Genomic DNA, 21075 nt, shown 5'->3' on the forward strand with positions numbered 1-21075 from the left:
TGAGGCGCTAAGGGCCTTAGGTACTAAGCACCTAAGCTACTTCTTCATATAAAACACCAGTGTACCGCCTTCCATAATATCGCTGTGCTTTATGGTGGTGCTGTTTAAAGGCTTACCATTCAGTTCTATTTTCTTTACATAAACGTTGTTGGCACTCTGGTTTTTTGCAGTTATGGTAAAGGTTTTGCCGTTTTCTAATTTTAACGTGGCTTCTTTAACCAACGGGCTTCCTAACGCATACTCATCGCTGCCCGGCGCTACCGGGTACAACCCCAGGCTGCTGAAGATGTACCAGGCACTCATCTGGCCGGTATCATCGTTACCGCCCAGGCCATCGGGGGTGGGCCTGTACATGGCGTTGAGTATCATGCGCACGCGCGCCTGGGTTTTGTGGGGCTGGCCCACCCAGTTGTATAAATAGGCAACGTGGTGGCTGGGTTCGTTGCCGTGCACATAGTTGCCTATAATGCCATCGCGGGTAATGTCTTCGGTATGCTCAAAATACTTATCGGGGAGCTGCATGGTAAAAAGCGAATCAAGGTGCTGCGTGAATTTTTCCTTACCGCCGTTCAACTCAATCAGCGCTTTCGGGTCCTGCGGCACGTAGAGGCTGTAGTTCCACGCGTTGCCTTCTATATACCCCGCCTGCGAAGTCTCCAGCGGGTCGAATTCCTTTATAAACGTGCCATCGGCCAACTTTGCCCGCATAAACCCGGAGCTTTTATCCCAAACGTTTTTATAGTTTTCGGCACGGGTACTGTATTTAATAAACGTATTGGTTTCGCCCAGCTTCTTTGCCATCTGGGCAATGCACCAGTCGTCATAAGCATATTCCAAGGTTTTAGAAACCGATGCCCCGCTTTTATCTTCGGGTACATAGCCCAGTTTTTCGTAGTATTTAATACCATCATAATAACTTAGGTTCGACGAGCTTACACACGCCTCCAGCGCCAGCTTAGTGTCAAAACCGGTATTACCCTTTGCCACCGCGTCGGCAATAACCGATACCGCGTGGTAGCCTATCATGCACCAGTTCTCGTTAGCATAATGGCTCCATACCGGGAGGGCATGGTGTACACTCTGGGTGTAATGCGCTAACATGCTGTTTATCATGTCGGCATTCCGTTTTGGTTGTATAACATTGAATAACGGGTGCAGCGCGCGGTAGGTATCCCAAAGCGAAAAGGTGGTATAGTTTGTAAAACCATCAGCGGTGTGTATATTCTGGTCGAGGCCTTTATACTTCCCGTCGGCATCCATATATACCGTAGGGTTAATAAACGCGTGGTACATGGCGGTATAAAAATTAACCTTATCGCCTTCGGTAAGGGTTTCTACTTTTATCTTGTCGAGCTCTTTTTCCCAAAGCTGCTGACCTTCGGCTTTGGTCTTTTCAAAATCCCAATGGGGAATCTCCTTTTGCATGTTGGCTACAGCCGCTTCGGTACTTACCGGGGATAGTGCGAACTTTACCTGTACCTGCTCCCCTGCCGCCACATCAAAATCAAAATACATGCGCAGGTTTTGCGCCGCCTGCTCGGGGAAGTTTTTTGTCTGGTCAAAACGGCGCCAAAAGCCGTTGTAAATGTTATCGGTATCATACGTCTGCGCACCGTAGTTCTTGGGCGCTTTACTAAAGGCCATGGCAAAATATACCGTACGGTTGCGTGCCCAGCCGCGCGTTTGCCTATATCCTGTAATTAACGTGTCGTTCTCCACACGCACAAACGTCCACACGTTCTTATTCTCGTGGTTGTAAATACCGTACATAAAGTCAGCAATAATGTGCGCGGTTTCTGCTTTCGAAAATGTATAGCGGTGGAAGCCTACCCGCTGGCTGGTGGTAAGTTCGGCAGTAATATTGTGGTCGTCCAGCTTTACCTTATAGTAATCGGCCTGCGCCACCTCATTGGCATGGCTGTACGCCGAACGGTAGCCGCTGCCCGGTTTATCGGCTGTGCCGGGGTTAAGCTGTAATTTTCCCGTAGTAGGCATCAGCAGGAAATCACCAAGGTCAGAATGCCCGGTTCCGCTAAAGTGCGTATGGCTAAAGCCTACTATGGTTTTGTCTTCATACTGGTAACCGGCGCAGTACTCATACACCTTGCCATTGTATTTTTTATTGAGTTCGTAGGCAATGGTATCGGTCTCCGGGCTCAGCTGCACACTGCCAAAAGGCACCGTTGCACCGGGGTAGGTATGCCCCATGCGCTGGGTACCTATGAGCGGGTTGACGTACTGGTAGTTTTTCTTTGCCTTCTGGCTGTAACCAAAAAGGGAAAATAGCAGTGTTGCGGCGAGTAGCTGTAGTTTCATAGTTTGTGTTGTGTAACACAAAGATGAGAAAAATTTGCACATTATATCCTCTCCCCAACAGGCGGGTACAGTCCGGCAGCAAATACTATATACCGGCTAATCCATAACCAAAACATCCGAGTGGAGCTATTCCCCTCCTTCGGAGGGGTGGCTGAAAGCCGGGGTGGGCCTAACCAAAAAATGAGAATACCCATCCCACCCTACGGGCACCCCTCCGAAGGAGGGGAATGCGTGACCTGAAAATGGACATCAGAACTTTGAGGGACTTTGCGAAATGATCCAAAAACAAAAAAATCCTGCCTTGTCTCCAAAGCAGGATTTTTTTTAAGCTACTAAGCTGCTCAGAAGCTTAGAAGCTCTCTTTAAAACTTCAACGTTGCCCCCACTAAAAAGTTGCGGGTGGCCTGCGGGTAATAGTACGGGTCGCCCCACATATAGCCGTTAGAAATATACTCTTTGCCGGTTATGTTGTTTATAAGCCCGCTTAAAACAACCGATTTAAATACCGATACGTTTTTAAACTCGTAGCTAAGGTTAATGTCGTTTATAAAATAATCTTTCAGCTTGCTGTTATCCGATTCAAGGTTATCCATATACTGCTCGCCCACATATTTAGAAAGCAATGCGGCCTGGAAGTTTTTAAACGGGGTAAATATCAGCTGGTTTGCCGCGATTACCGATGGCGAAAACGCAATCTGGGTATCGCCCACATTCATAGGCCCGTCTTCCGTTTCGTTAAAAAAGTCGAGGTTCTTGTTGCGGCTTAATGATATATTGGGGCGTATGGTAAGGAACTTAGCCGCCGTGATGCTGGCCTCTGCCTCAATACCCGCACGGTAGCTGTCGCCGCTGTTTGCATATATGGGCGATCCTACATCGTTAATAGCGCCGGTAAGTACCAGCTGGTCTTTATAGCGCATGTAGTAGCCGTTAAAGCTAATGCTGTTGCTGCCTTTTTTATACCTCCAGCCCAGCTCAAAATCGTTAAGCGACTCCGGTTTTACGCTGCCGTTTTCATAATCGCTGCGGCGTGGCTCTTTATTACCGCGCCCGTAGCTAAAGTAAACACTGTATTCCGTATCAATAGTATAGGTTATACCTGCCTTAGGGTTAAAGAAGTTAAAGGTATCATCCGCCGGTATAACGTACTCATTATCTTCGGTAACGTTATCTGCCTTGTAATGCACCCTGCGGTACTGCAAATCGCCATAAAGGCTCAGGCTGCTGCCGATGGCGTAATTTGCCTTGGCAAAAATATTAAAGTCGGTTTTGCTGGCGCTGTTGTTGTAATACAAATCATCCGGCCTTGTAGTAGCGGAGTACTGCGACCAGATGGCCTTGCCAAAATGCGCGCCCTCATATTTATTAGCGCCACCGCCCAGGGTAAAGTTAAATCCCGACTTGTTGTATACGGCAGAAAATGTAGTGCCATAAAAGTCGTTATCCAGCCATTTTTGGGTAATAACATCCGCAAAGGCTATGGTTTCGCCGCCTAAAGTTAACGGCTGTATGCCATACGCAGGCAGTTCGGCATCGTCGCGGTAGTTTTCATAATAGCCTTTACCTTTAGTATAGAATCCGGCCAGGTTAGTACTCCAGTTTGCACCCCACTTTTCGTTCCAGTGCAGCTGGTACTGGTCCTGCCAGTAGTTATCGGTTTCATTGTCATAAAAGCGCACATTGCCTGCCTCATCGGTATAATAGCCCGAGTAGTTGTACTTACGGTCTGTAGCCATGGTAGCGGCATCAATACCGTTCCAGGCCTGGTAGGTTTTTTCGCTTCCGCCAAAGGCAATGGCCTTTATAAGTGTGGTTTCGCCCACGTAAGTACCCTGCAAAAAATAGGATTTGAGGCTTGTAGACGCACGATCGATGTAGCCATCGCTCTCTATGTTGCTCAGCCTTCCCGCTACTTCAAAACGGTTGTTTATCAACCCGCTGCTAAACTTAACGGTGTGTTTGCGCGAATTGTAGCTGCCAAAGGAGTTTGATATCTCACCCCCGGCCTCTTTTCGGAACGCATCGGTAAGCACGTTAAGGCTGGCGCCAAAGGCCCCCGCGCCATTAGTACTGGTACCCACACCGCGCTGTAGCTGGACATTTTCTGCGCTTGAGGCAAAGTCGCCCATGTTAACCCAGTAAGTACCATGTGATTCAGCATCATTATAAGGTATACCGTTAAGCGTTACGTTAATGCGGCTGGCATCGGCGCCACGCACCCTAATGCCGGTGTAGCCTATGCCGTTACCCGCATCGGTAGTAGTTACTACACTTGGTAAATAATTAAGCAATACGGGAATGTCCTGGCCCAGGTTGCGCGGGGCAAGCTCTTCTTTAGAAACATTGCTAAAGGTTACCGGCGCAGTGGCGTTTACACGCACGGCCTGCACCAGCACCTCATCAAGTTTTTTAATACTGTCCTGCTGTGTGGTTGTAGGTTGCTGCGCGAAGGCAAGGCCTGTAAAAAAAGTTGTGGAAAACAGGAGAAGTTCCTTAATACCTATGCACCTAAGCGCCTCAGTACCTTTTTTAAATAATTGTTTCATCCGTAAATGGTTTTACGAATAAAAGGGGGAATTATTCTTTTTTTAGTTAAACTTGTTTTTTGGCACAGTAGCGGCGTGCACTCCGCGCTGTTGCCTTTTATTCCCTTGGCAGCATTACCCGCCCAGGTTCTTTGGGTATGATCTCAGCCCGATTGTTTTGGGCACCCCTTTGAGACGGGGCAAATGTAGACAATAATTTCAGATTTCAGATTTTAGATTTCAGATTTTTTTACTTGCAGATAGGACAGAGAGGTGATAGACGATAGATAATGCCTTTGGCGGAAAGCTACCAAGCGTCGTGCCCTTTTAGGAATAATACTCATATCGCTTTGTATTCGCTGTGAAAAAAGCCTTTTGCTCCCTGGTAAAAATATCACAGCCTAAAAACCGGATGGCCCGGACTATCATCTCACATCTGTCATCTCTCCGTCTTTCCGAATTACCCATTAATCATAAAATCGCTTTTTAAACACTAAATACCTATGTTAATCTATACTGTAACTATCGCAACGCTTTGCTAACCAAAAGAAAACAAACCTAACAATTGGTTAAACATTGGCTTACCATTTTAAAACGGTTTAGAAACCCACTTTGTAAGCTGTAATGCGGTACTTTGCAATGGTCGCGACCCTATAGTAGTTGTACAGCTACGCTCTAAATACATTTGTAACAACAACTAAAAACCTCTCAGGGAATGAAAACAAAATTCTTATCAGCAGTTGCCGTTACGGGCATACTGCTCTTCGCGGCATGTTCTGCGCCATCGCTTGAAGACGGCAGCGACAGCATTTTTGATAAAAGCACGGCCCGTGAAGCAGCCGTAACCAATACTAACCCATTCTTAAACTGCAACTGTACCGAAAGCCCCACAAAAGTTACCGGCAGCACCGCCGCAGGCTATGCCGCCGCCTTTGCACCGCTGGTAAAATTTGACCGCGCCGCGCCGGACTACCCTACATCTGTAGAAGATATATGGGCCAGCACCAACCCCGCCAGCATAGTGTGCAACGGCACACTACAACTTACTAACGCCACGGCGCCGCAAAGCCTTAACTTCCCTACCTATTATGACGTGCAAAACCACCCTACCGATGCCGACAAGGCCTTTGTAGAGTACTGGTTTGTATACAAGCGCCAGGAGCCGTGCTCTGCGGGGCAGGGCGCCCATGATTATGACCTGGAGCATATAGTGGTGCAGTTTAAAAAATCGACCAGCAAGATACTTACGGTTACTTATTTTCAGCATGCCGGCTGGTATACTAAAGACTGGCGCAATGTAGCGCAGGGCACCCGCATTAACGCCTTTGTGGGCAAATATGCGCATGGCATGTACCATTTTAAAAACACGGTAAGCTTTATAGGCTACGCATGTACCTATTATGGCGACTACCGCAACCCGGCCGACGCCAGCGATGAGGCCAGCACCTGGAACAACCTGCAGGCCATGAGCTGCCAAAAATCAGAGTTTAACTTTAACGGCAACTGGGGCAGCCCGGGCAAGGGGCCGCTTTACCGCGACAGGGCGTTCTGGAACTACCCTGCCTGCAAAGGCAGCGAAGGCCTTTTTGGCACCGATGGCTGCAGCCAGAGCGATTTTGCAGTGGGTACGCTTATAGGAAGTATAAACTAATACTATATACCGGCAGGTTATAAAAACCGGCCAGGTATAGTACATCCCCAAAAAAGTAAGGGCTGCCAAATGGCAGCCCTTATGCATTTATATTAATTGTTTGAATGTAAAAAAACATTAAACCTTAAACATCCGGCCTTCGCCTCGATTGTTTTTTCTCAGATGCCCTGCGCTTGTTTTCTATGCGTTTTTTAATAACGCCGCGCGGCACTTTAGTGGGCTTGCGTTCGGCCTGCACGGTAAGCGCATTTTCTAAAAGGTTAATAAACCGCCTTTTTATAATGGTTTTGTTGCGCAGCTGGCTGCGGTCTTCGTCGCATTGCAGTACAAGCTGCCCCTGCGCGTTAAGGCGTGTGGCAAGCTTTGCCGCAATAAGCGCTTTTTCGTCATCAGACAAGGCCTGGCTGGTGGCCGGTGTAAAGGCAAGCACTACTTTGCTACTTACCTTATTTACATTTTGCCCGCCGGCCCCGCTGCTGCGCACCGCCCTGTATTCAGGCTCTGTTAGTAACTTTTCTGTATCCAAAACTATAAATTAAACCGGTAACTGGTGGGCCGGTTTCAGCAGGTCGTTAACGGTTTTTACCGGGTTAAAGGTTTTAAGCGGCACCTCTACAAATACGGTTGTCCAGCCGGCCATGGCGCCGTTCCATAATCCGGGCAATTCGTATGATTTTACATCTTTGCCCATGCGGTTTTTTTGTACAATAAAGCCGGTATTTGCATCTACGTACTCCCGGAGGTTAAATTTCTGGCCTTTAAAATTTTTAAGCCCGCACACCAGGTCTACCGGGTTAAAGTGGGTACTCTGGCTAAATATGTGGCTTTGTATCTTGTTGTCAAGGTCTATTTGCGAGCTTTCTACAATTTGCAGCGAAAGCCTGCCCCTGCGGCCTTTTACCCAGAACGGCCCTCCACCGGGTTCGCCTTCGTTTTTTACCATGCCGCATACGCGTATGGGCCTGTCCAGCATTTCTTTTACATACAGGTACTTGTTCTCGAGCGTAAACTTATCAAAGTCAGGCGATATATCCTGGCTCAGTTCCTGCTCTGCAAACTTTATTATTTCATCAAGTTCGGCTTCGTTAATTTTACCGCTCTCTATATCTTCCAGGTATTGGAACACTTTTTCCTGCAGTTTTATCAAAATACCTGCCAGCGCTTTTTTATACGTGGCAATGGTTTCCATCTTGGTATGCCTTACATTGTCTATGTTTTTAATAAACACAATATCTGCATCAAGGCGGTTAAGGTTTTCTATAAGCGCGCCGTGGCCTCCCGGGCGGAAGAGTATCTTGCCTTTTTCATCGCGAAACGGCTTGTTGTCCATATCTACCGCCAGGGTATCGGTTTCCTGGTGCTGGTACGTAAAGTTAAAGTGTATTTTAACGCCGCTCTCTGCCTCTACCTTTGCCCTTGCATCGTTAATGGCATCTAAAAAGCCGTTAAGGTGGTCTTCGGATATGGTAAAGTGCACGTGGGTTTCTCCCTTAGACACGGCGTAGGCAACAGCTTCTTTAAGGTGCTCGTGCACGGGTGTTACACTGTTACCGTCGTAACTGTGAAACGGCAGTATACCCTTAGGCTTATTGGCATAGTCAAAATGCTCAGGGTCCATCATGGTTTTAATAAAGCTGTAGTTGCGCTCGTCTTCGCGCACATTTTCATTATCCTTATCAGCCCATTTTATTCTTTTGTCTGATTCGGCTATAATAGCATCATAAAACGGAAAGCGCTCCAGGCCAAGTAAAAACACCTGTAGCGAATTATCCTTAACACGGTTTACATAGCCGTTTATGGTTTCTTTTTCAGGGTTGTACCCGCTTATAAAATCGTGCAGGAATTTAAACATCCGGGTTGCCGCGCCCGATGCCGGTACAAACTTTTTAAGTTTGTAATTATCTGCCCTGCTGTCGAAATAGCCGGCAAGGTTAAGCGCTTCTTCTTTTTGCAGCAGTGTAATGCCGTCGCCTATAACGGCCGGCCTGTCCAGGTTTATTTTTATAATGCCGTCGCTAAATATTTTTACATGGTTTTCTACCTTTTCCATAGGTATGCCCTTGCGGTACACCTGAATAAAATCGGCAATGGTAAGGCCCATGTCTATGGCTTTTTCCAGCTCTGACGCTATTTCTGATATTTTTTCAAAAACATTATCATACCCGTCTGTAACCCGTATGCGGGGGTTGCCGTTTTGCCTTAGCTTATCGGCAAGCTCGTTTGCTGCCTGGTTGTCTTCGGGCGCTATAACAATGGCAAGGTCAGACGGTTTAGGGCTGCTTACAGCTTCTATGTCTTTAGCCTTAAAGTTTATTTTCCTGTTGCCTTTTTCCTGAGAAAAAGGTTCTTCATTTAATCGGGCAGCTGTAGGTTTGCTGTCTTTCAGTGCATACACGGTAAAAGCTACCGTGTTTACTCTTTGGCGGGTAAAGTTTTCTTCCATGCTAAATAGCCATAAATGGCAATTACTGTTAAAAATAAGTTTAAAATACTTGTAAGGGTGTAGCCCTTAAGGTAAAAAAGCGGAATAGCAATAATATCGCCTGCTATTAAAAAAAGCCAGTTTTCCAGCTTTCTTTTAGCCAGTTGCCACGTCCCCACAAACAGCAACCCTGTCATAACGATGTCGGCATAGGCCCACCACCGGTCAAACTTATTGTAAACGATATAAATTACTGAGACAAATATAATAGAAATTATAAAAATAAATAACGATTTTAAATAATCCTTATACGAATTTTTTGTTATTTTTAGAGTTTCATTGCTATTTCCATATCGTTTCCCCCATAAAACCCATCCGTATATCCCCATATAAAAATAATAGACGGTAATAATCAAATCGCCATACAGCTGCCAGTCATATAACAGCCAGATGTATATTAGCGAACTTATAATGGCAGCAGGATAGAGCAGTATATTATTATTTTTACTATACCACACGCTTATAATGCCCGTAATAACGCCTATGCTTTCTAATAAAACCTGGGCAAAAGTATAATCTTTATATTGCCTGAATAAAAAATTGAATACGTCGTGCATTAAATAACGGTTAAAAATTACAGCCCCAGGCAGTATACCAGGGTAAAGCCTTCCATTTCTAAAAAATGGAACGTTACGCGTGCCTTCACGTCTTCAAACGAAAAGGCGGTTTCGCCCCTGCCGCTCTCTAATTCAAACGGAAATACTTCTACATCGCGCTTAAAGCTAAGCCCCTTGCGCGACACCATTTTATATACCGATTCTTTTACACCCCACAGTACGGTAAGCATACGGATATAATCCTTATGCGTGGTATCAAGAAACGCAAACTCTTTATCAAGAAATTTGGCTGAAATGGTAATTATCTTTTCACGCTGCATTTCCATATCTATGCCTGCCTGCCTGCTGCTTACCAGTATAGCGCTGTAGGCATATGAATGTGTTATCGATATGTTTCTGCCGTCTTTTAAATGCGGCTTGCCATTAGGGTCATAAAACAGGTCAAAATCAGTATACCCTATGTGCTGCATAAGCTTTCGCACGCCCAGGAAGCCTTTCTGGTGCTGCTCGCTCTTCATTTTTGCCAGCTTTTGTTCGCAAACATCCTTAAGGTTTACCGCATTGTACAGTTCCTCCAGCGGCTCGGTGTTTTGCCACACCAGCAGCTTAGTATCGGCATCTATGATAAGCGATTTATATAAAGGCATTTAATAAATGTTGAAGCAAAAATTAATTTTCTATTTCTTACCTTTGCAGAGATTTTGCTAATACAAATATACAACAATAAAAGCAATGAGTACAACAACAGCGCCGTATGTGGCCTATAAGGTAAAGGATATTTCGCTTGCGGAATACGGACGAAAAGAAATAGAACTTGCAGAAGCAGAGATGCCAGGCCTTATGGCACTGCGTGCAGAATATGGCGCCAGCCAGCCCCTTAAAGGCGCCCGCATAGCAGGCTGCCTGCACATGACCATACAAACTGCCGTGCTTATAGAAACCCTTAAAGCCCTGGGCGCAGAGGTTACCTGGAGTTCATGCAACATATTTTCTACACAAGACCATGCCGCCGCTGCCATAGCCGCTGCCGGTATACCGGTTTATGCCTGGAAGGGCATGAACGAAGAGGAGTTTGACTGGTGTATAGAGCAAACGCTTTGGTTTGGCGAAGACCGCCAGCCGCTTAATATGATACTTGACGACGGTGGCGACCTTACCAATATGGTGTTTGACCGCTACCCTGAGCTTGCCGCCGGCATTAAAGGCCTTAGCGAAGAAACTACTACCGGAGTGCACCGCCTGTATGAGCGCATGAAAAACGGCACGCTTGTAATGCCGGCCATCAACGTTAACGACAGTGTTACAAAATCTAAATTTGATAATAAATACGGCTGTAAAGAAAGCGCTGTAGACGCGGTGCGCCGTGCTACCGACCTTATGCTTGCAGGTAAGCGCGTTATTGTATGCGGTTATGGCGATGTGGGCAAAGGTACCGCGGCATCGTTCCGTGGGGCGGGCTCTATAGTTACCGTTACCGAAATAGACCCTATATGTGCCCTGCAGGCTGCCATGGACGGTTATGAGGTAAAAAGGCTTGATACGGTTATAGCTACTGCCGATATTATTATTACTACTACCGGTAATAAGGATATTGTGGTAGGCCGCCATTTTGAGCAAATGAAAGACAAAACCGTAGTGTGCAACATAGGCCACTTTGATAACGAGATTGACATGGCATGGCTTAACGGCAACCATGGCGCATCAAAAATCGAAATCAAGCCGCAGGTTGATAAGTATACCATTAACGGTAAAGACATCCTTATCCTGGCTGAGGGCCGCCTTGTAAACCTGGGCTGTGCCACCGGGCACCCAAGCTTTGTAATGAGTAACTCGTTTACTAACCAAACGCTTGCCCAGATAGAACTGTGGACAAACAGCGCGGCGTATGGCAACGAAGTGTATATGCTGCCGAAACACCTTGACGAAAAAGTGGCTTCGCTGCACCTTGCCAAACTGGGTGTAGAGCTGGAAGTACTTAACGAAGGCCAGGCTGCCTACATAGGCGTGCCGGTTGAAGGGCCGTATAAGCCGGAGTATTACAGGTACTAATTGATTTAAGATTTTTGAATGAGATTTAAGATTGAGCTTCACTCGTAAATCTGAATTTAGTTTGAAAATTATAATTTTTATAAAAACCCCCACTGATTTTATGAGTGGGGGTTTTGTTTTTATGGGAATTACCCTGCTTGCTAAAACAAACAAGCCCCGTCTGGGGAAACGGGGCCTGGTGCCGAACTAACATAATAATAAAAAGAAAATACTAAAAAAATAAAAAACTACACTGTTGTCATACCCGCAAATCTATCCTATAAAATAGTGCTAAAAAATACCCATTAAGGGGTATTTTTATAAAAAAAAGGAGCGTTTCATGCTTATAGAACTAAAATCAGTAATTTTGGCAGTTGATATTTGTTTTACGTTTTATGTATTTCCTTTCAAGAGAGCTTTATTTTCCGCCTGTGCACCGATCGTCACCGGATGGTATAGTGGCCATAGGGGGCGACCTTAGCCCCGAGCGCCTTATGCTGGCTTACCGCAGTGGCATTTTCCCCTGGTTTGAAGACGACGAACCCATATTGTGGTGGAGCCCGCCGGAACGCATGGTGCTTTTTTTCCCGGAGCTTAAAATCTCTAAGAGCATGCGCAACATTATTAACCGCAACTGCTTTACCATAACCTGGAATACCGCCTTTGCCGATGTTATAGCCCACTGCCGCGACATACCCCGCCACGGGCAGCACGGCACCTGGATAACCGATGACATGACAAAAGCTTATTGCCGCCTGCACGAACTGGGCATAGCAAAATCAGTAGAGGTATGGCAGGACGGCATACTGGTGGGCGGGCTGTATGGGGTAGACCTTGGGCATATATTTTGCGGTGAAAGCATGTTTAGCATAGTGCCTAATGCCAGCAAAATGGCTTTTATAGCCCTGGCCCAAAAACTTGAACGCGAAAATTACCGCCTGCTGGACTGCCAGGTGCACAACGACCACCTGGAAAGCCTGGGTGCACGGGAAATTTTAAGGGAAGAGTTTCTGGAGATATTGCAATCGTGAAATTTATTGTTCAGTCGCAATATTTCAGTATTCAGGAGCTTTACTCAAAGATAGTACGCAGTGGTCAGTTTACAGCAGCTTCACTCAAACCTGCAAACTTCAAACTGCGACTGACCACTGATCACTGACCACTTCCTTGTAGCTTTCGACATAAAGAAGTATTTTTGCCGGACAGATGAAAAAATCCCCACACCCCATTTACAACCTGCAGTTTGGGCTGCTGTGCCTTAGTTCGCTACTGTTCTCAGCCAGCTTTAATATGCTCATACCCGAGTTGCCCGCCTACCTGAGCAGCCTGGGGGGTGGCGAATATAAAGGGCTTATTATCGCGTTGTTTACCCTAACCGCCGGTATATCGCGCCCCTTTAGCGGCCGCCTGACCGATACCATAGGCCGTGTACCCGTTATGGCCATAGGCTCTATAGTATGTGTGGTGTGCGGGCTGCTGTACCCCGTGCTTACATCGGTGGCCGGGTTCTTGTTTTTGAGGCTCATTCACGGGTTTTCTACCGGGTTTAAGCCTACTGCAACGGCGGCTTATGTGGCCGACATAGCCCCTAAAGACCGCTGGGGCGAGGCGCTGGGCATCCACGGGCTGTGTTTTAGCACCGGTATGGCGCTGGGCCCTGCACTGGGAGGGTATATTACGCTGTATTTTGATATCGATGTGCTGTTTTATGTATCGTCGGCGCTGGCGCTGGGCAGCATCCTTATCATCATGAACATGAAAGAGACCCTTGCAGGCAGCGAAAAATTCCGCCCCCACCTGCTTAAAATAAACCGCCGCGATATTATACTAAAGCAATCACTGCCCGCCGCGTTTGTAAACCTGCTCATCTGTATTTCCTACGGTGCCATGCTTACGCTGGTGCCTGACAAATCGGAAGCGCTGGGTATAGATAATAAGGGTACATTTTTTATGATCCTTACGCTAACTTCCCTCGTAATGCGTTTCCTGGCCGGAAAGGCCAGCGACCGTTACGGGCGTGTGCGGGTATTGCAATACGGGCTTGTAGCCTTAACCATAGCACTGGTGGTTACCGGCAATGCCAATACCCCTACCCTCTTTATGGTAGCCGCAGGGGCGTATGGCATAGCGCAGGGCATACTCTCGCCGGCCATTAATGCCTGGATGGTAGAGCTCAGCAGCCCCGAACACCGTGGCAAAGCCGTGGCTACGGGCTATATGGCCATGGAAGCCGGTATAGGCTTTGGCGCGGCCATCGCGGGCTGGTACTATGCCGATATGCTGGAGCGTATACCCGCGGTGTTTTATTTCGCTGCTTTTGCAGTGGTTATCGCTATAGTGTATACGGTGGTGTGGCAGCGGAAGAATGTGGGCAGTACTACATCATCATACTGATAACGCCACACAATATGAACACGGCAACTAATGGTGCCAACAACAATCCTGCTATATTCCATAAATATTCCGGTGGGCGTTTTGTAAGCTGGGGGACAATTAGTACAACATTTAGCACTACTACCACGCTAAACCACAGCAGGTAATAATAAATTCCCGCAATAGGCTCTATAACAAAAAACAAGCCCAGGAAGAAGGCCAGTGCCTCAAGTAACAGCGTTTTACCTACAAGCGTAAGTTTAGTGGTTTCTGTCATTTGATATACCTAACATGTTACGCCACTAAGGGCACTTAAAATAATAAGAAAAAGCACTATTATAATCAGTAGCGGTAATTGCAGTAACGCAGCATATAGTTTATAGTACTGTGGCTTCCTGATAAGCAGCCGTATGCCCCAAAACAAATTTGCGAGAATTGATACTGTTATTATGCCACATACCATATACAGCAGGTTATCAATTACAAACGTCAGGCCCACAAAAGCGGCAATGAGCACCACTTCGGTAATCAGCAGGTTGCGGGCGGTTTTTATGTCGGCATTATTATTCAAAGTTACCATTTGGTGATAATTAAACTAACGCAAAGTATGGGGATTATTGCAAATACCATGAAAGCTGTTTTTAAGTAAAATTTTCCTTTTTTAACGAACCCTAAAACAGTTTCATCGAGTTTCATCCGGATTTCTTTTTCGGAAAGCATCCATACATCGGGTACTGAGCCATTAAAGAGTTTCTGCCGGTTGTAATACTCCGGGAAATTACGCTCAAGATAGGTGTACAATTCCCGGCCAACTAAGAACGTTTTAACTCCCAATAGTGCGAAAAACGGGAAAAGCGCCAATGGAAAATAACCGGCATATTGCGGCATAACATACATTGCAACCCCGCAAAGTATTGCAAGTATAACTATGGCCGGGCGGATGTGCTGCTGTTTTAATTTAAGGCTCATTGGGCATTAGCAGGAAAATCCCGAAGTGATTAGTATAACCATCATACTAAAGTACCCTAAAATAACGGGAAACAAAATTAAAAATAAGCAATACAGCAGGTATAGCTTTGGCCGCCTGATAAAAAGAAGCACTATAAGAATGAGGTTAAAAAGTGCCGTAAGGAGTGTTAACGCCACAAAATAATATGCCATAGGATTCTCTGCCATAGGCAACACAAAACAGAACGCTACCCCTAAAAAGAAAAGCGCGAGGTGCCATTGCACAGAACGCTTGGCATAAAATTCCGGCATGGCAGATACTAGCGAAAACATAGGTGCTGATTTATACCAAAAATACGTATTTAAGTGATATCAGGGCATAAAAAAACCCGCCGTAGCGGGAATGGAAATAAAAAAATCAGAAATCTTACCAGCGTGGCCTGTCCTGTGCGGGCAGCGGCGGCAGTGCCTCCAGCTTGCGGCGCACTTCGGTAAGGTCGCGCAGTAACCCCGGAATCTCCTTCCAGTGGTTTACCCGCTGGTGGTGATCGTGGTTTATGTTGTGAAACGCCGTAAACATAAGCGGCTTCCCTTTGCAGTTATCAAGGTTTTTCAGGTGGTCGTCTATTAGGTAATCGGTGCTAATAACACTTTTATCGCCGCAAAAGATAATGTTCCTCCAGTGTATGAACGGAAAGTGCTCTTCCAGCCATTGCTTTTTTTCGTAAAGTGAAAGCGGAAATTCCATAGCTGCCGACACTATGTAAACGTCAAAATCTTTCATCAGGTCTTTTACCGCCTCTACCGCGCCTTCCATCACCGGCAACGTGCGGAAAAACCCGGGGGTTGTTAAAAATTTAGCGATGGCGTTGTTGGGCAGCGCGTCGCATTCCATCAGGCCCAGCATGCTTTCGCGCAGCGGGCGGGTACCATATTCTTTTTCATACCAGTCAAGGTATTGTGGTTCTACATCGGCCAGGACACCGTCCATATCGATTGCAATAGATTTTCTTGTTCTTACTGAGGTATTCATGGTTGCATTATTTTGCAGCAAAGATAGAAATATTTTGCAACATATTGCAACATTTTTGCAAAGTTTTGCAATATTAAATTTTTGTATATTTGCCGTAAATATATCTGCACTATGGTAAAAGAAGAGCGTTTGCAGCTGATACTACAACACTTAACCCGCGACAATAAGGTACAGCTTGCCGAAATGAGCCGGCTGCTAAACGTTTCTGAAGATACGGTAAGGCGCGACATTAAGGAGCTTGATGTTATGGGGCTTTTAAAAGCCGTGCGTGGCGGCGCCATTGCTAACTCTACCATACCACAGCACTACCGCGACCGCGAAAAATATGATATAAGCCATAAACTGCGCATTGCCGAAAAAGCCATACCCTACATTAAAAACGGGCAAACCATTTTTATGGATGGGGGCACCTCGGTACTCGCGGTGGCGCAAATGCTGCCAAAAGACCTTAAGATACAGGTGGTAACAAACAGTTTCCCCGTGGCCGAGGCGCTGGAAGACCACCCCAATGCCGAAATGATTTTTGCCGGCGGCCGCCTTTATAAAACCGCCTTTACCACCATAGGCCAGCAGGCTATAGACACGATACGCAACGTGCGCGCCAATATTTACTTCTTTGGTGTAAGCAGCATACACACCATAGGCCTCACCGCCCGCAGCTATGAAGACAGCCTGGTAAAGCGTAACATGGTAGAAAACGCACAGCAGATTATTGCACTTTCCACGCTTGAAAAAATTGATACAGCTGAGGCTTTTTTTATCTGCCCCATCACTAAAGTGGATGTACTGATAACCGAAGCCGACAGCGATAACGCCAAGCTACAGCCGTACCGCGACCTGGGGGTTATGGTAATCTGACACAGAAGCACATTAGAATATAGATTAAACAAAAAAGCCACCCTTTCCGGATGGCTTTCTAAATTTTATAATAAAAGATTATTTACAGCATTTCAAACTCCTGCACGTCGCCGCTGCGGGCGCTGCGCACGTTTACCGCCCTGCCGTTTTCATCTACTATAAAGGCTACAAACTCCACGTTTGCGGCGTTAGCTACATTAGCAGGAACGGGTACATTAAAGCTGCGTGTGTACGTATTGTAAATAGCGGTCTGGTCGTTGCTTATGGCATCGCCCATAATATCGGTAAGGCAGGCACGAAGCACATGTTCATGCTCCCAGTCTTCAATAACATCTACACTGTCATAGTACTCGGTATAGTTATGCTGCTCATAATGAAGGCCGTTTTCAAGAACATACACCACCAGTTTAAGCCCTGTAAAATCTTTACTGAAGTTTACTTTTACATCAAGCGTAATGTTGCCATTTGCCACCGTAGGGCTAAGGGCAAGTCCCAGTTTAGGGTTTTCGCCCTGTGTAAGGGCTATTACCTGTGCCACGTTGTTCGGCTCGGGGTTATTCCAGCGGCGGCGGCGGTTAAGGTAGCCTTTAGGGTAACCTACGGCATTAAGGGTAGCTTCCAGCACGCTGGCATCATAATTATAAGGATCGTAATCAGAACTGTTCTCGTTACTGCTGGGCCTGTGTATGGCTACGGGCACCACATCATCTGTTTGTGCCTTTACCAACTCTATAGCATAGGCCACACGGGTGCAGTAACCGCACCAGGTACCGGTATAATCTTCTATCAGCACACGCTTGCGGAAGTTAAGCTCAGAGCCGTCGCCAAAGGTAACGGTAAGCGGTTCAGACGTTAGCCCGCCGAATTCTGCCGTTATTACAAACGATTTTAGTTCGTTAGAGGTAAGCGTGTTACCATCTATCTCCTGGCCATCGGCAAAAAAGCGCGCGTCCTGCGTGTGGTCTGTACCGTTATTGTCTTTTACGGTAAAGGTTATGGTTTGCCCGGCAAGCTTGTTAGAGCTGTCGGCAGTAAGGATAACCGAGTCATACGACTGCAGTATCTCATAATCTGAAGCGCAGCCCAAAACAATAAGGGCCGAAACAAATAACAGCGCAAATATTCTTTTTATTTTCATTATAGTGCTTATCTGCCCGGTAAAACGCCGGACGTGGTAAAATATTGGGGTAACTGCTTAGTTTTTAACAACTTTAACAGTTGCCGTTTTATTATCGGCAGTGGTAAATTTTGCCATATAAATACCTGTACTAACAGCAGAAAGCTCTACCGCCTGGCTGCCGCTTTTAATAGTTGCCATTTTTACAAGTTTACCTGTAGTATCAAACAGCTGTAGCGACGCGTTTTGTGTAGCGTTTACATTCAGGCTGTTTTTAACTATGGTGCTCTCTATAGTAAGTCCAAGTTTTTGTAAGCCGTCAAAACCTGTTACACCTGCTGTAGCATCATACACGTAGTAAAAATCAAGTAACTCCTCTGTCTCAATATAATCTCCATCCTCATTTTGCTCCAGTTTTACAAAAGCAAGGTGGTAACTTACCGGCCCGCCTGTACCGGGGTTATTGTTTTGAAAATGGTCATCATCTGCATCGGTAGTTGCGCCGGGATCAATGCCTGAACCCGGGATAAGGATACCGGGAGTTATACTGGTAAGGCATACGCCAAAACAAAATTGTAAATCTGTACCGTCTACATTGTCGCTAAAGCCCAGTACTTTTGCGCCCACTATCATGGTTTCATCGGTAAGGTTAGTTACTTTAAAGCGCATTCTGTTTGGTGCCGATATGTCGTCTGAGAGTATGTTTGTTGTAAAGGTAGCGCCATCGGTTAATTCGCCCCCGCCCGGCCTTACTACTTTAATTTGCTGCGCCTGTGCAATGCCGCTAAGGGCAAGTACTGCTAATAGGATAATTTTTTTCATGGTAATCGTAATTTAGTGCAATTTGTTTTTAAGTAAAAAATGCTACCGGATGCGGCACGCCGCATCCGATAGCTTTTTTGTAATATTATATTTGTTAAATCGTTGTGGCGATTATTCTATAACAATTTTTTGTACGGTTTGCGTAGTAGCACCTTTAACCTGGGCAATATACATACCTTTTTGCAGGCTGCTAAGGTTAATGCTGTTACCGTTTTCTACATTAGCAGCAGTAAATACTGTTTTGCCGGTAAGGTCAGTAACTGTTATACTAACCGGCTCTGTAGTGCTAAAGTTAAGCACGCCTGTTGTAGGGTTAGGGTACAGCGCAAATTTACTAAGCGATGGTGTTGCCGTGCCTAGCAGGCCGGTGGTTTTAAAAGCACCTGCCAGTTCCTGTGTGCTAAAGCTAACGTCGCCGGTAAATTCGTCTACAAGGGCGCCTATACCATCATAAATCCTTATCCCTGTAAAAGGCTGCGCGTTGCTGTTAAGGGCCCATCCGTCGCCATAGCTGTCGTTCATTACAAGCTTGTAGCAATCAATAGTACCTACAGGCAAAGTAAGGTTAGTAATTTTTATAAGGTTAGCGTCAGCTCCGCCGGCGTTTTGCCCATTGCCCTGGTAAGGACCGCCTGATGCTACAATCGCGTTACTGCTGTTACGTAACGTCCAGGACATTTCGCCCGGGTAGCTGTCAGTATATACGTGTATCGATATATTATTACCTGTAGTGTTCGCTACACTTACATCAAATGCCTCTTCAGCCATCTCGGGGCTAAAAGCTGTGGCACCGTTAACCACGGTAGCTTTTACGGTATAATCCTGCGACTCGTCAAAGGTAGCCGTATCAAAGTTGATATTAGCGGTAGAAAACTGGTTAAGGTTACCGGTATACTGTTTAGTGGCAACTATCTCGCCGCCCTGCTCCACCACAATCGTAGCGCTTTGGATTGGGTTAGAACCAAAATTTTTCATTTTAGCCTTTACAATTCCTGTATTCTCACAAAGCCTTAATGTAGGGGCAGTGATTCTAGGGTGGTTCATAACACCATTAAGTGTTTGGCAATCAGCAGCAATACTACTTTTAAGTGTATTAAATGATGGCGCTCCCACACCCTCAGGGTTCATTAATTTTGTGTCTCCTTCAGGGCATATCCTGTATATTGTAGGGAAATAGGGTACATCATAAGCATTTGATATCGATCCGTTTCCATCGTCTACAATAGGGTATGGGGTGTTTGCTACCCAGTTGCCCTGTGTGGTGCTCTGGTCGCTGGGTGTATTGGTTCCGTAAAGGCTTTGTACCGATGTGCCCGGGTCTGCCTCTATAAACAATACAACAACCTCTTCAGACGCGCCAAAACCATACGTATCATAAAGATCTTCGAGTGCGTGGCTGTTGTGGTAGTTCCAGCACGGGCCGCACCATGAAGCAGAAAAATCTATGATTACCGTTTTACCTTCGTCAAGGTACTCCTGTAAGTGGTGCTCATTACCGCTAAGGTCAATAGCTGTAAAGTCAGGGGCCTGGCTGCCGTCCGGCAACTGCGCTTGCGCGGTAAAGCCCGCAGCAAGGAACAAGCCTAAAAGTAAAGTTTTTTTCATGTAGAGTAATAGTTTTTATATTTAGTTTTTTATAACCAGCAGCGAAAATTATGTAAAAAAAATGTTATCAAAAAATAAATAACTAAAAATGTTTGACCACAAACACATTATTAACGTTTTGGCACGAATTATGTTTAAAAAATATGATATACGCAGTATTATTGTGATATCCACAAAACCTATATACTCCATAGGATTATATTTTTCACTATTTACTGGGCTTATACTTTAATTTTTTTTAATATTGCCACGCAACATTTTTACATATAATACACAACTCGATGAAAAAACTTGTCCTGCTTTTTTTACTTGCGGTAACCGCTGCCTCCGCGCAAAAAGAAATGCCCAATGTAACAATACAATCTGTTAGCAATAAAAGCCTTAATGTAAAGAACGACTTTGCCGAAAAAGACAAGCTGTACGTGTTTTGCTTCTGGGCTACCTGGTGTGTGCCGTGCATTAATGAACTTGATGCCATAAACGAGCATTATGCCGAATGGAGCAAAGAACTTAATATGGAAGTTATAGCCATAAGCATAGACGACAGCCGCACCCAAAAAAGGGTAAAGCCGCTGCTTAACGGCAAAAAATGGCCGTATGAGGTACTGCTTGACGGCAACCAGGACCTTAAGCGCGCACTGGCCGTGGCTAACCCACCCTATACCGTTGTGGTAAAAAATAAAAAGGTGTTATATGTGCACAACGGCTACAGCCAGGGCGCCGAAAATGAACTATATGAAAAACTGAAGCAGCTTTAATA

At 45.9% G+C, this 21075-nt stretch carries 20 protein-coding genes; 6 read left to right on the forward strand and 14 right to left on the reverse strand.

Going from position 1 to position 21075, the window contains the following annotated elements; all coding sequences use genetic code 11:
* Positions 1 to 36: 36 nt before the first annotated feature.
* On the reverse strand, positions 37 to 2316 hold the full coding sequence (locus ACLI09_RS13985; RefSeq protein ID WP_411420255.1) for a GH92 family glycosyl hydrolase: 2280 nt from the start codon (positions 2314 to 2316) through the stop codon (positions 37 to 39).
* A 362-nt stretch (positions 2317 to 2678) separates the two neighbouring features.
* Positions 2679 to 4862 (reverse strand): TonB-dependent receptor, encoded by a 2184-nt coding sequence (locus ACLI09_RS13990; RefSeq protein WP_411420256.1) that lies wholly within the window; start codon positions 4860 to 4862, stop codon positions 2679 to 2681.
* A gap of 694 nt (positions 4863 to 5556) precedes the next feature.
* Here ACLI09_RS13990 and ACLI09_RS13995 point away from each other — a divergent pair.
* Complete coding sequence (locus tag ACLI09_RS13995) at positions 5557 to 6492, forward strand: hypothetical protein (protein WP_411420257.1); 936 nt, start codon at positions 5557 to 5559, stop codon at positions 6490 to 6492.
* 124 nt (positions 6493 to 6616) lie between these two features.
* Here ACLI09_RS13995 and arfB read toward each other — a convergent pair whose 3' ends face one another.
* Genes arfB through ACLI09_RS14015 form a run of 4 tightly spaced genes read right to left on the reverse strand, consistent with a single transcriptional unit; the run spans position 6617 to position 10178 of the window.
* A complete protein-coding gene (gene arfB / locus ACLI09_RS14000; protein ID WP_411420258.1) occupies positions 6617 to 7018 on the reverse strand; it encodes an alternative ribosome rescue aminoacyl-tRNA hydrolase ArfB in 402 nt (133 codons plus the stop codon).
* 9 nt (positions 7019 to 7027) lie between these two features.
* Entirely contained in the window at positions 7028 to 8935 is a 1908-nt protein-coding gene (locus ACLI09_RS14005; RefSeq protein WP_411420259.1) for a DUF4301 family protein, read from the reverse strand.
* Positions 8905 to 9531 (reverse strand): nicotinamide riboside transporter PnuC, encoded by a 627-nt coding sequence (pnuC, locus tag ACLI09_RS14010; protein ID WP_411420260.1) that lies wholly within the window; start codon positions 9529 to 9531, stop codon positions 8905 to 8907. Before pnuC ends, ACLI09_RS14005 begins: the two co-directional genes overlap by 31 nt.
* Positions 9532 to 9548: 17 nt before the next feature.
* Complete coding sequence (locus tag ACLI09_RS14015; RefSeq protein WP_411420261.1) at positions 9549 to 10178, reverse strand: 4'-phosphopantetheinyl transferase family protein; 630 nt, start codon at positions 10176 to 10178, stop codon at positions 9549 to 9551.
* Between the two features lie 85 nt (positions 10179 to 10263).
* Between ACLI09_RS14015 and ahcY the strand changes: the two genes are divergently transcribed.
* The 3 genes from ahcY to ACLI09_RS14030 all read left to right on the forward strand — a co-directional run bounded on the left by ahcY (position 10264) and on the right by ACLI09_RS14030 (position 13953).
* Positions 10264 to 11580: an adenosylhomocysteinase gene (gene ahcY / locus ACLI09_RS14020; RefSeq protein WP_411420262.1), complete on the forward strand. Its 1317-nt coding sequence runs from the start codon at positions 10264 to 10266 to the stop codon at positions 11578 to 11580.
* Between the two features lie 374 nt (positions 11581 to 11954).
* On the forward strand, positions 11955 to 12590 hold the full coding sequence (aat, locus tag ACLI09_RS14025) for a leucyl/phenylalanyl-tRNA--protein transferase (protein WP_411420263.1): 636 nt from the start codon (positions 11955 to 11957) through the stop codon (positions 12588 to 12590).
* A gap of 175 nt (positions 12591 to 12765) precedes the next feature.
* The gene (locus ACLI09_RS14030) at positions 12766 to 13953 is read left to right on the forward strand and encodes an MFS transporter (protein WP_411420264.1); all 1188 of its coding nucleotides are present in this window, start codon (positions 12766 to 12768) and stop codon (positions 13951 to 13953) included.
* On the opposite strand, the gene ACLI09_RS14035 is transcribed toward ACLI09_RS14030, so the two are convergent.
* The 5 genes from ACLI09_RS14035 to ACLI09_RS14055 all read right to left on the reverse strand — a co-directional run bounded on the left by ACLI09_RS14035 (position 13937) and on the right by ACLI09_RS14055 (position 15913).
* Positions 13937 to 14209 (reverse strand): hypothetical protein, encoded by a 273-nt coding sequence (locus tag ACLI09_RS14035; protein WP_411420265.1) that lies wholly within the window; start codon positions 14207 to 14209, stop codon positions 13937 to 13939. The two genes, ACLI09_RS14030 and ACLI09_RS14035, sit on opposite strands and share 17 nt — an antisense overlap.
* A gap of 9 nt (positions 14210 to 14218) precedes the next feature.
* Entirely contained in the window at positions 14219 to 14512 is a 294-nt protein-coding gene (locus tag ACLI09_RS14040) for a hypothetical protein (RefSeq protein ID WP_411420266.1), read from the reverse strand.
* Positions 14506 to 14901 carry a hypothetical protein gene (locus ACLI09_RS14045; RefSeq protein ID WP_411420267.1) on the reverse strand — a complete coding sequence of 132 codons (396 nt, stop codon included), beginning with the start codon at positions 14899 to 14901 and terminating at the stop codon, positions 14506 to 14508. Before ACLI09_RS14045 ends, ACLI09_RS14040 begins: the two co-directional genes overlap by 7 nt.
* Before the next feature lie 6 nt (positions 14902 to 14907).
* A complete protein-coding gene (locus tag ACLI09_RS14050; protein ID WP_411420268.1) occupies positions 14908 to 15213 on the reverse strand; it encodes a hypothetical protein in 306 nt (101 codons plus the stop codon).
* Between the two features lie 94 nt (positions 15214 to 15307).
* On the reverse strand, positions 15308 to 15913 hold the full coding sequence (locus tag ACLI09_RS14055; protein ID WP_411420269.1) for a 5' nucleotidase, NT5C type: 606 nt from the start codon (positions 15911 to 15913) through the stop codon (positions 15308 to 15310).
* Between the two features lie 111 nt (positions 15914 to 16024).
* Here ACLI09_RS14055 and ACLI09_RS14060 point away from each other — a divergent pair, with 111 nt between their 5' ends.
* Positions 16025 to 16771: a DeoR/GlpR family DNA-binding transcription regulator gene (locus ACLI09_RS14060; RefSeq protein ID WP_411420270.1), complete on the forward strand. Its 747-nt coding sequence runs from the start codon at positions 16025 to 16027 to the stop codon at positions 16769 to 16771.
* Positions 16772 to 16853: 82 nt separating this feature from the next.
* Here ACLI09_RS14060 and ACLI09_RS14065 read toward each other — a convergent pair whose 3' ends face one another.
* From ACLI09_RS14065 to ACLI09_RS14075, 3 genes are all read right to left on the reverse strand, one after another.
* A complete protein-coding gene (locus ACLI09_RS14065; protein ID WP_411420271.1) occupies positions 16854 to 17909 on the reverse strand; it encodes an Omp28-related outer membrane protein in 1056 nt (351 codons plus the stop codon).
* A 57-nt stretch (positions 17910 to 17966) separates the two neighbouring features.
* On the reverse strand, positions 17967 to 18710 hold the full coding sequence (locus tag ACLI09_RS14070; protein WP_411420272.1) for a T9SS type A sorting domain-containing protein: 744 nt from the start codon (positions 18708 to 18710) through the stop codon (positions 17967 to 17969).
* Positions 18711 to 18821: 111 nt separating this feature from the next.
* A complete protein-coding gene (locus ACLI09_RS14075; protein ID WP_411420273.1) occupies positions 18822 to 20315 on the reverse strand; it encodes a T9SS type A sorting domain-containing protein in 1494 nt (497 codons plus the stop codon).
* A gap of 281 nt (positions 20316 to 20596) precedes the next feature.
* On the opposite strand from ACLI09_RS14075, the gene ACLI09_RS14080 reads away from it, so the two are divergent.
* Positions 20597 to 21073 carry a TlpA family protein disulfide reductase gene (locus ACLI09_RS14080; protein WP_411420274.1) on the forward strand — a complete coding sequence of 159 codons (477 nt, stop codon included), beginning with the start codon at positions 20597 to 20599 and terminating at the stop codon, positions 21071 to 21073.
* Positions 21074 to 21075: the final 2 nt, after the last annotated feature.

The sequence above is a fragment of the Flavobacterium sp. RHBU_24 genome, from assembly GCF_046613695.1.
In the GTDB taxonomy this organism is placed as follows: domain Bacteria; phylum Bacteroidota; class Bacteroidia; order Flavobacteriales; family Flavobacteriaceae; genus Flavobacterium.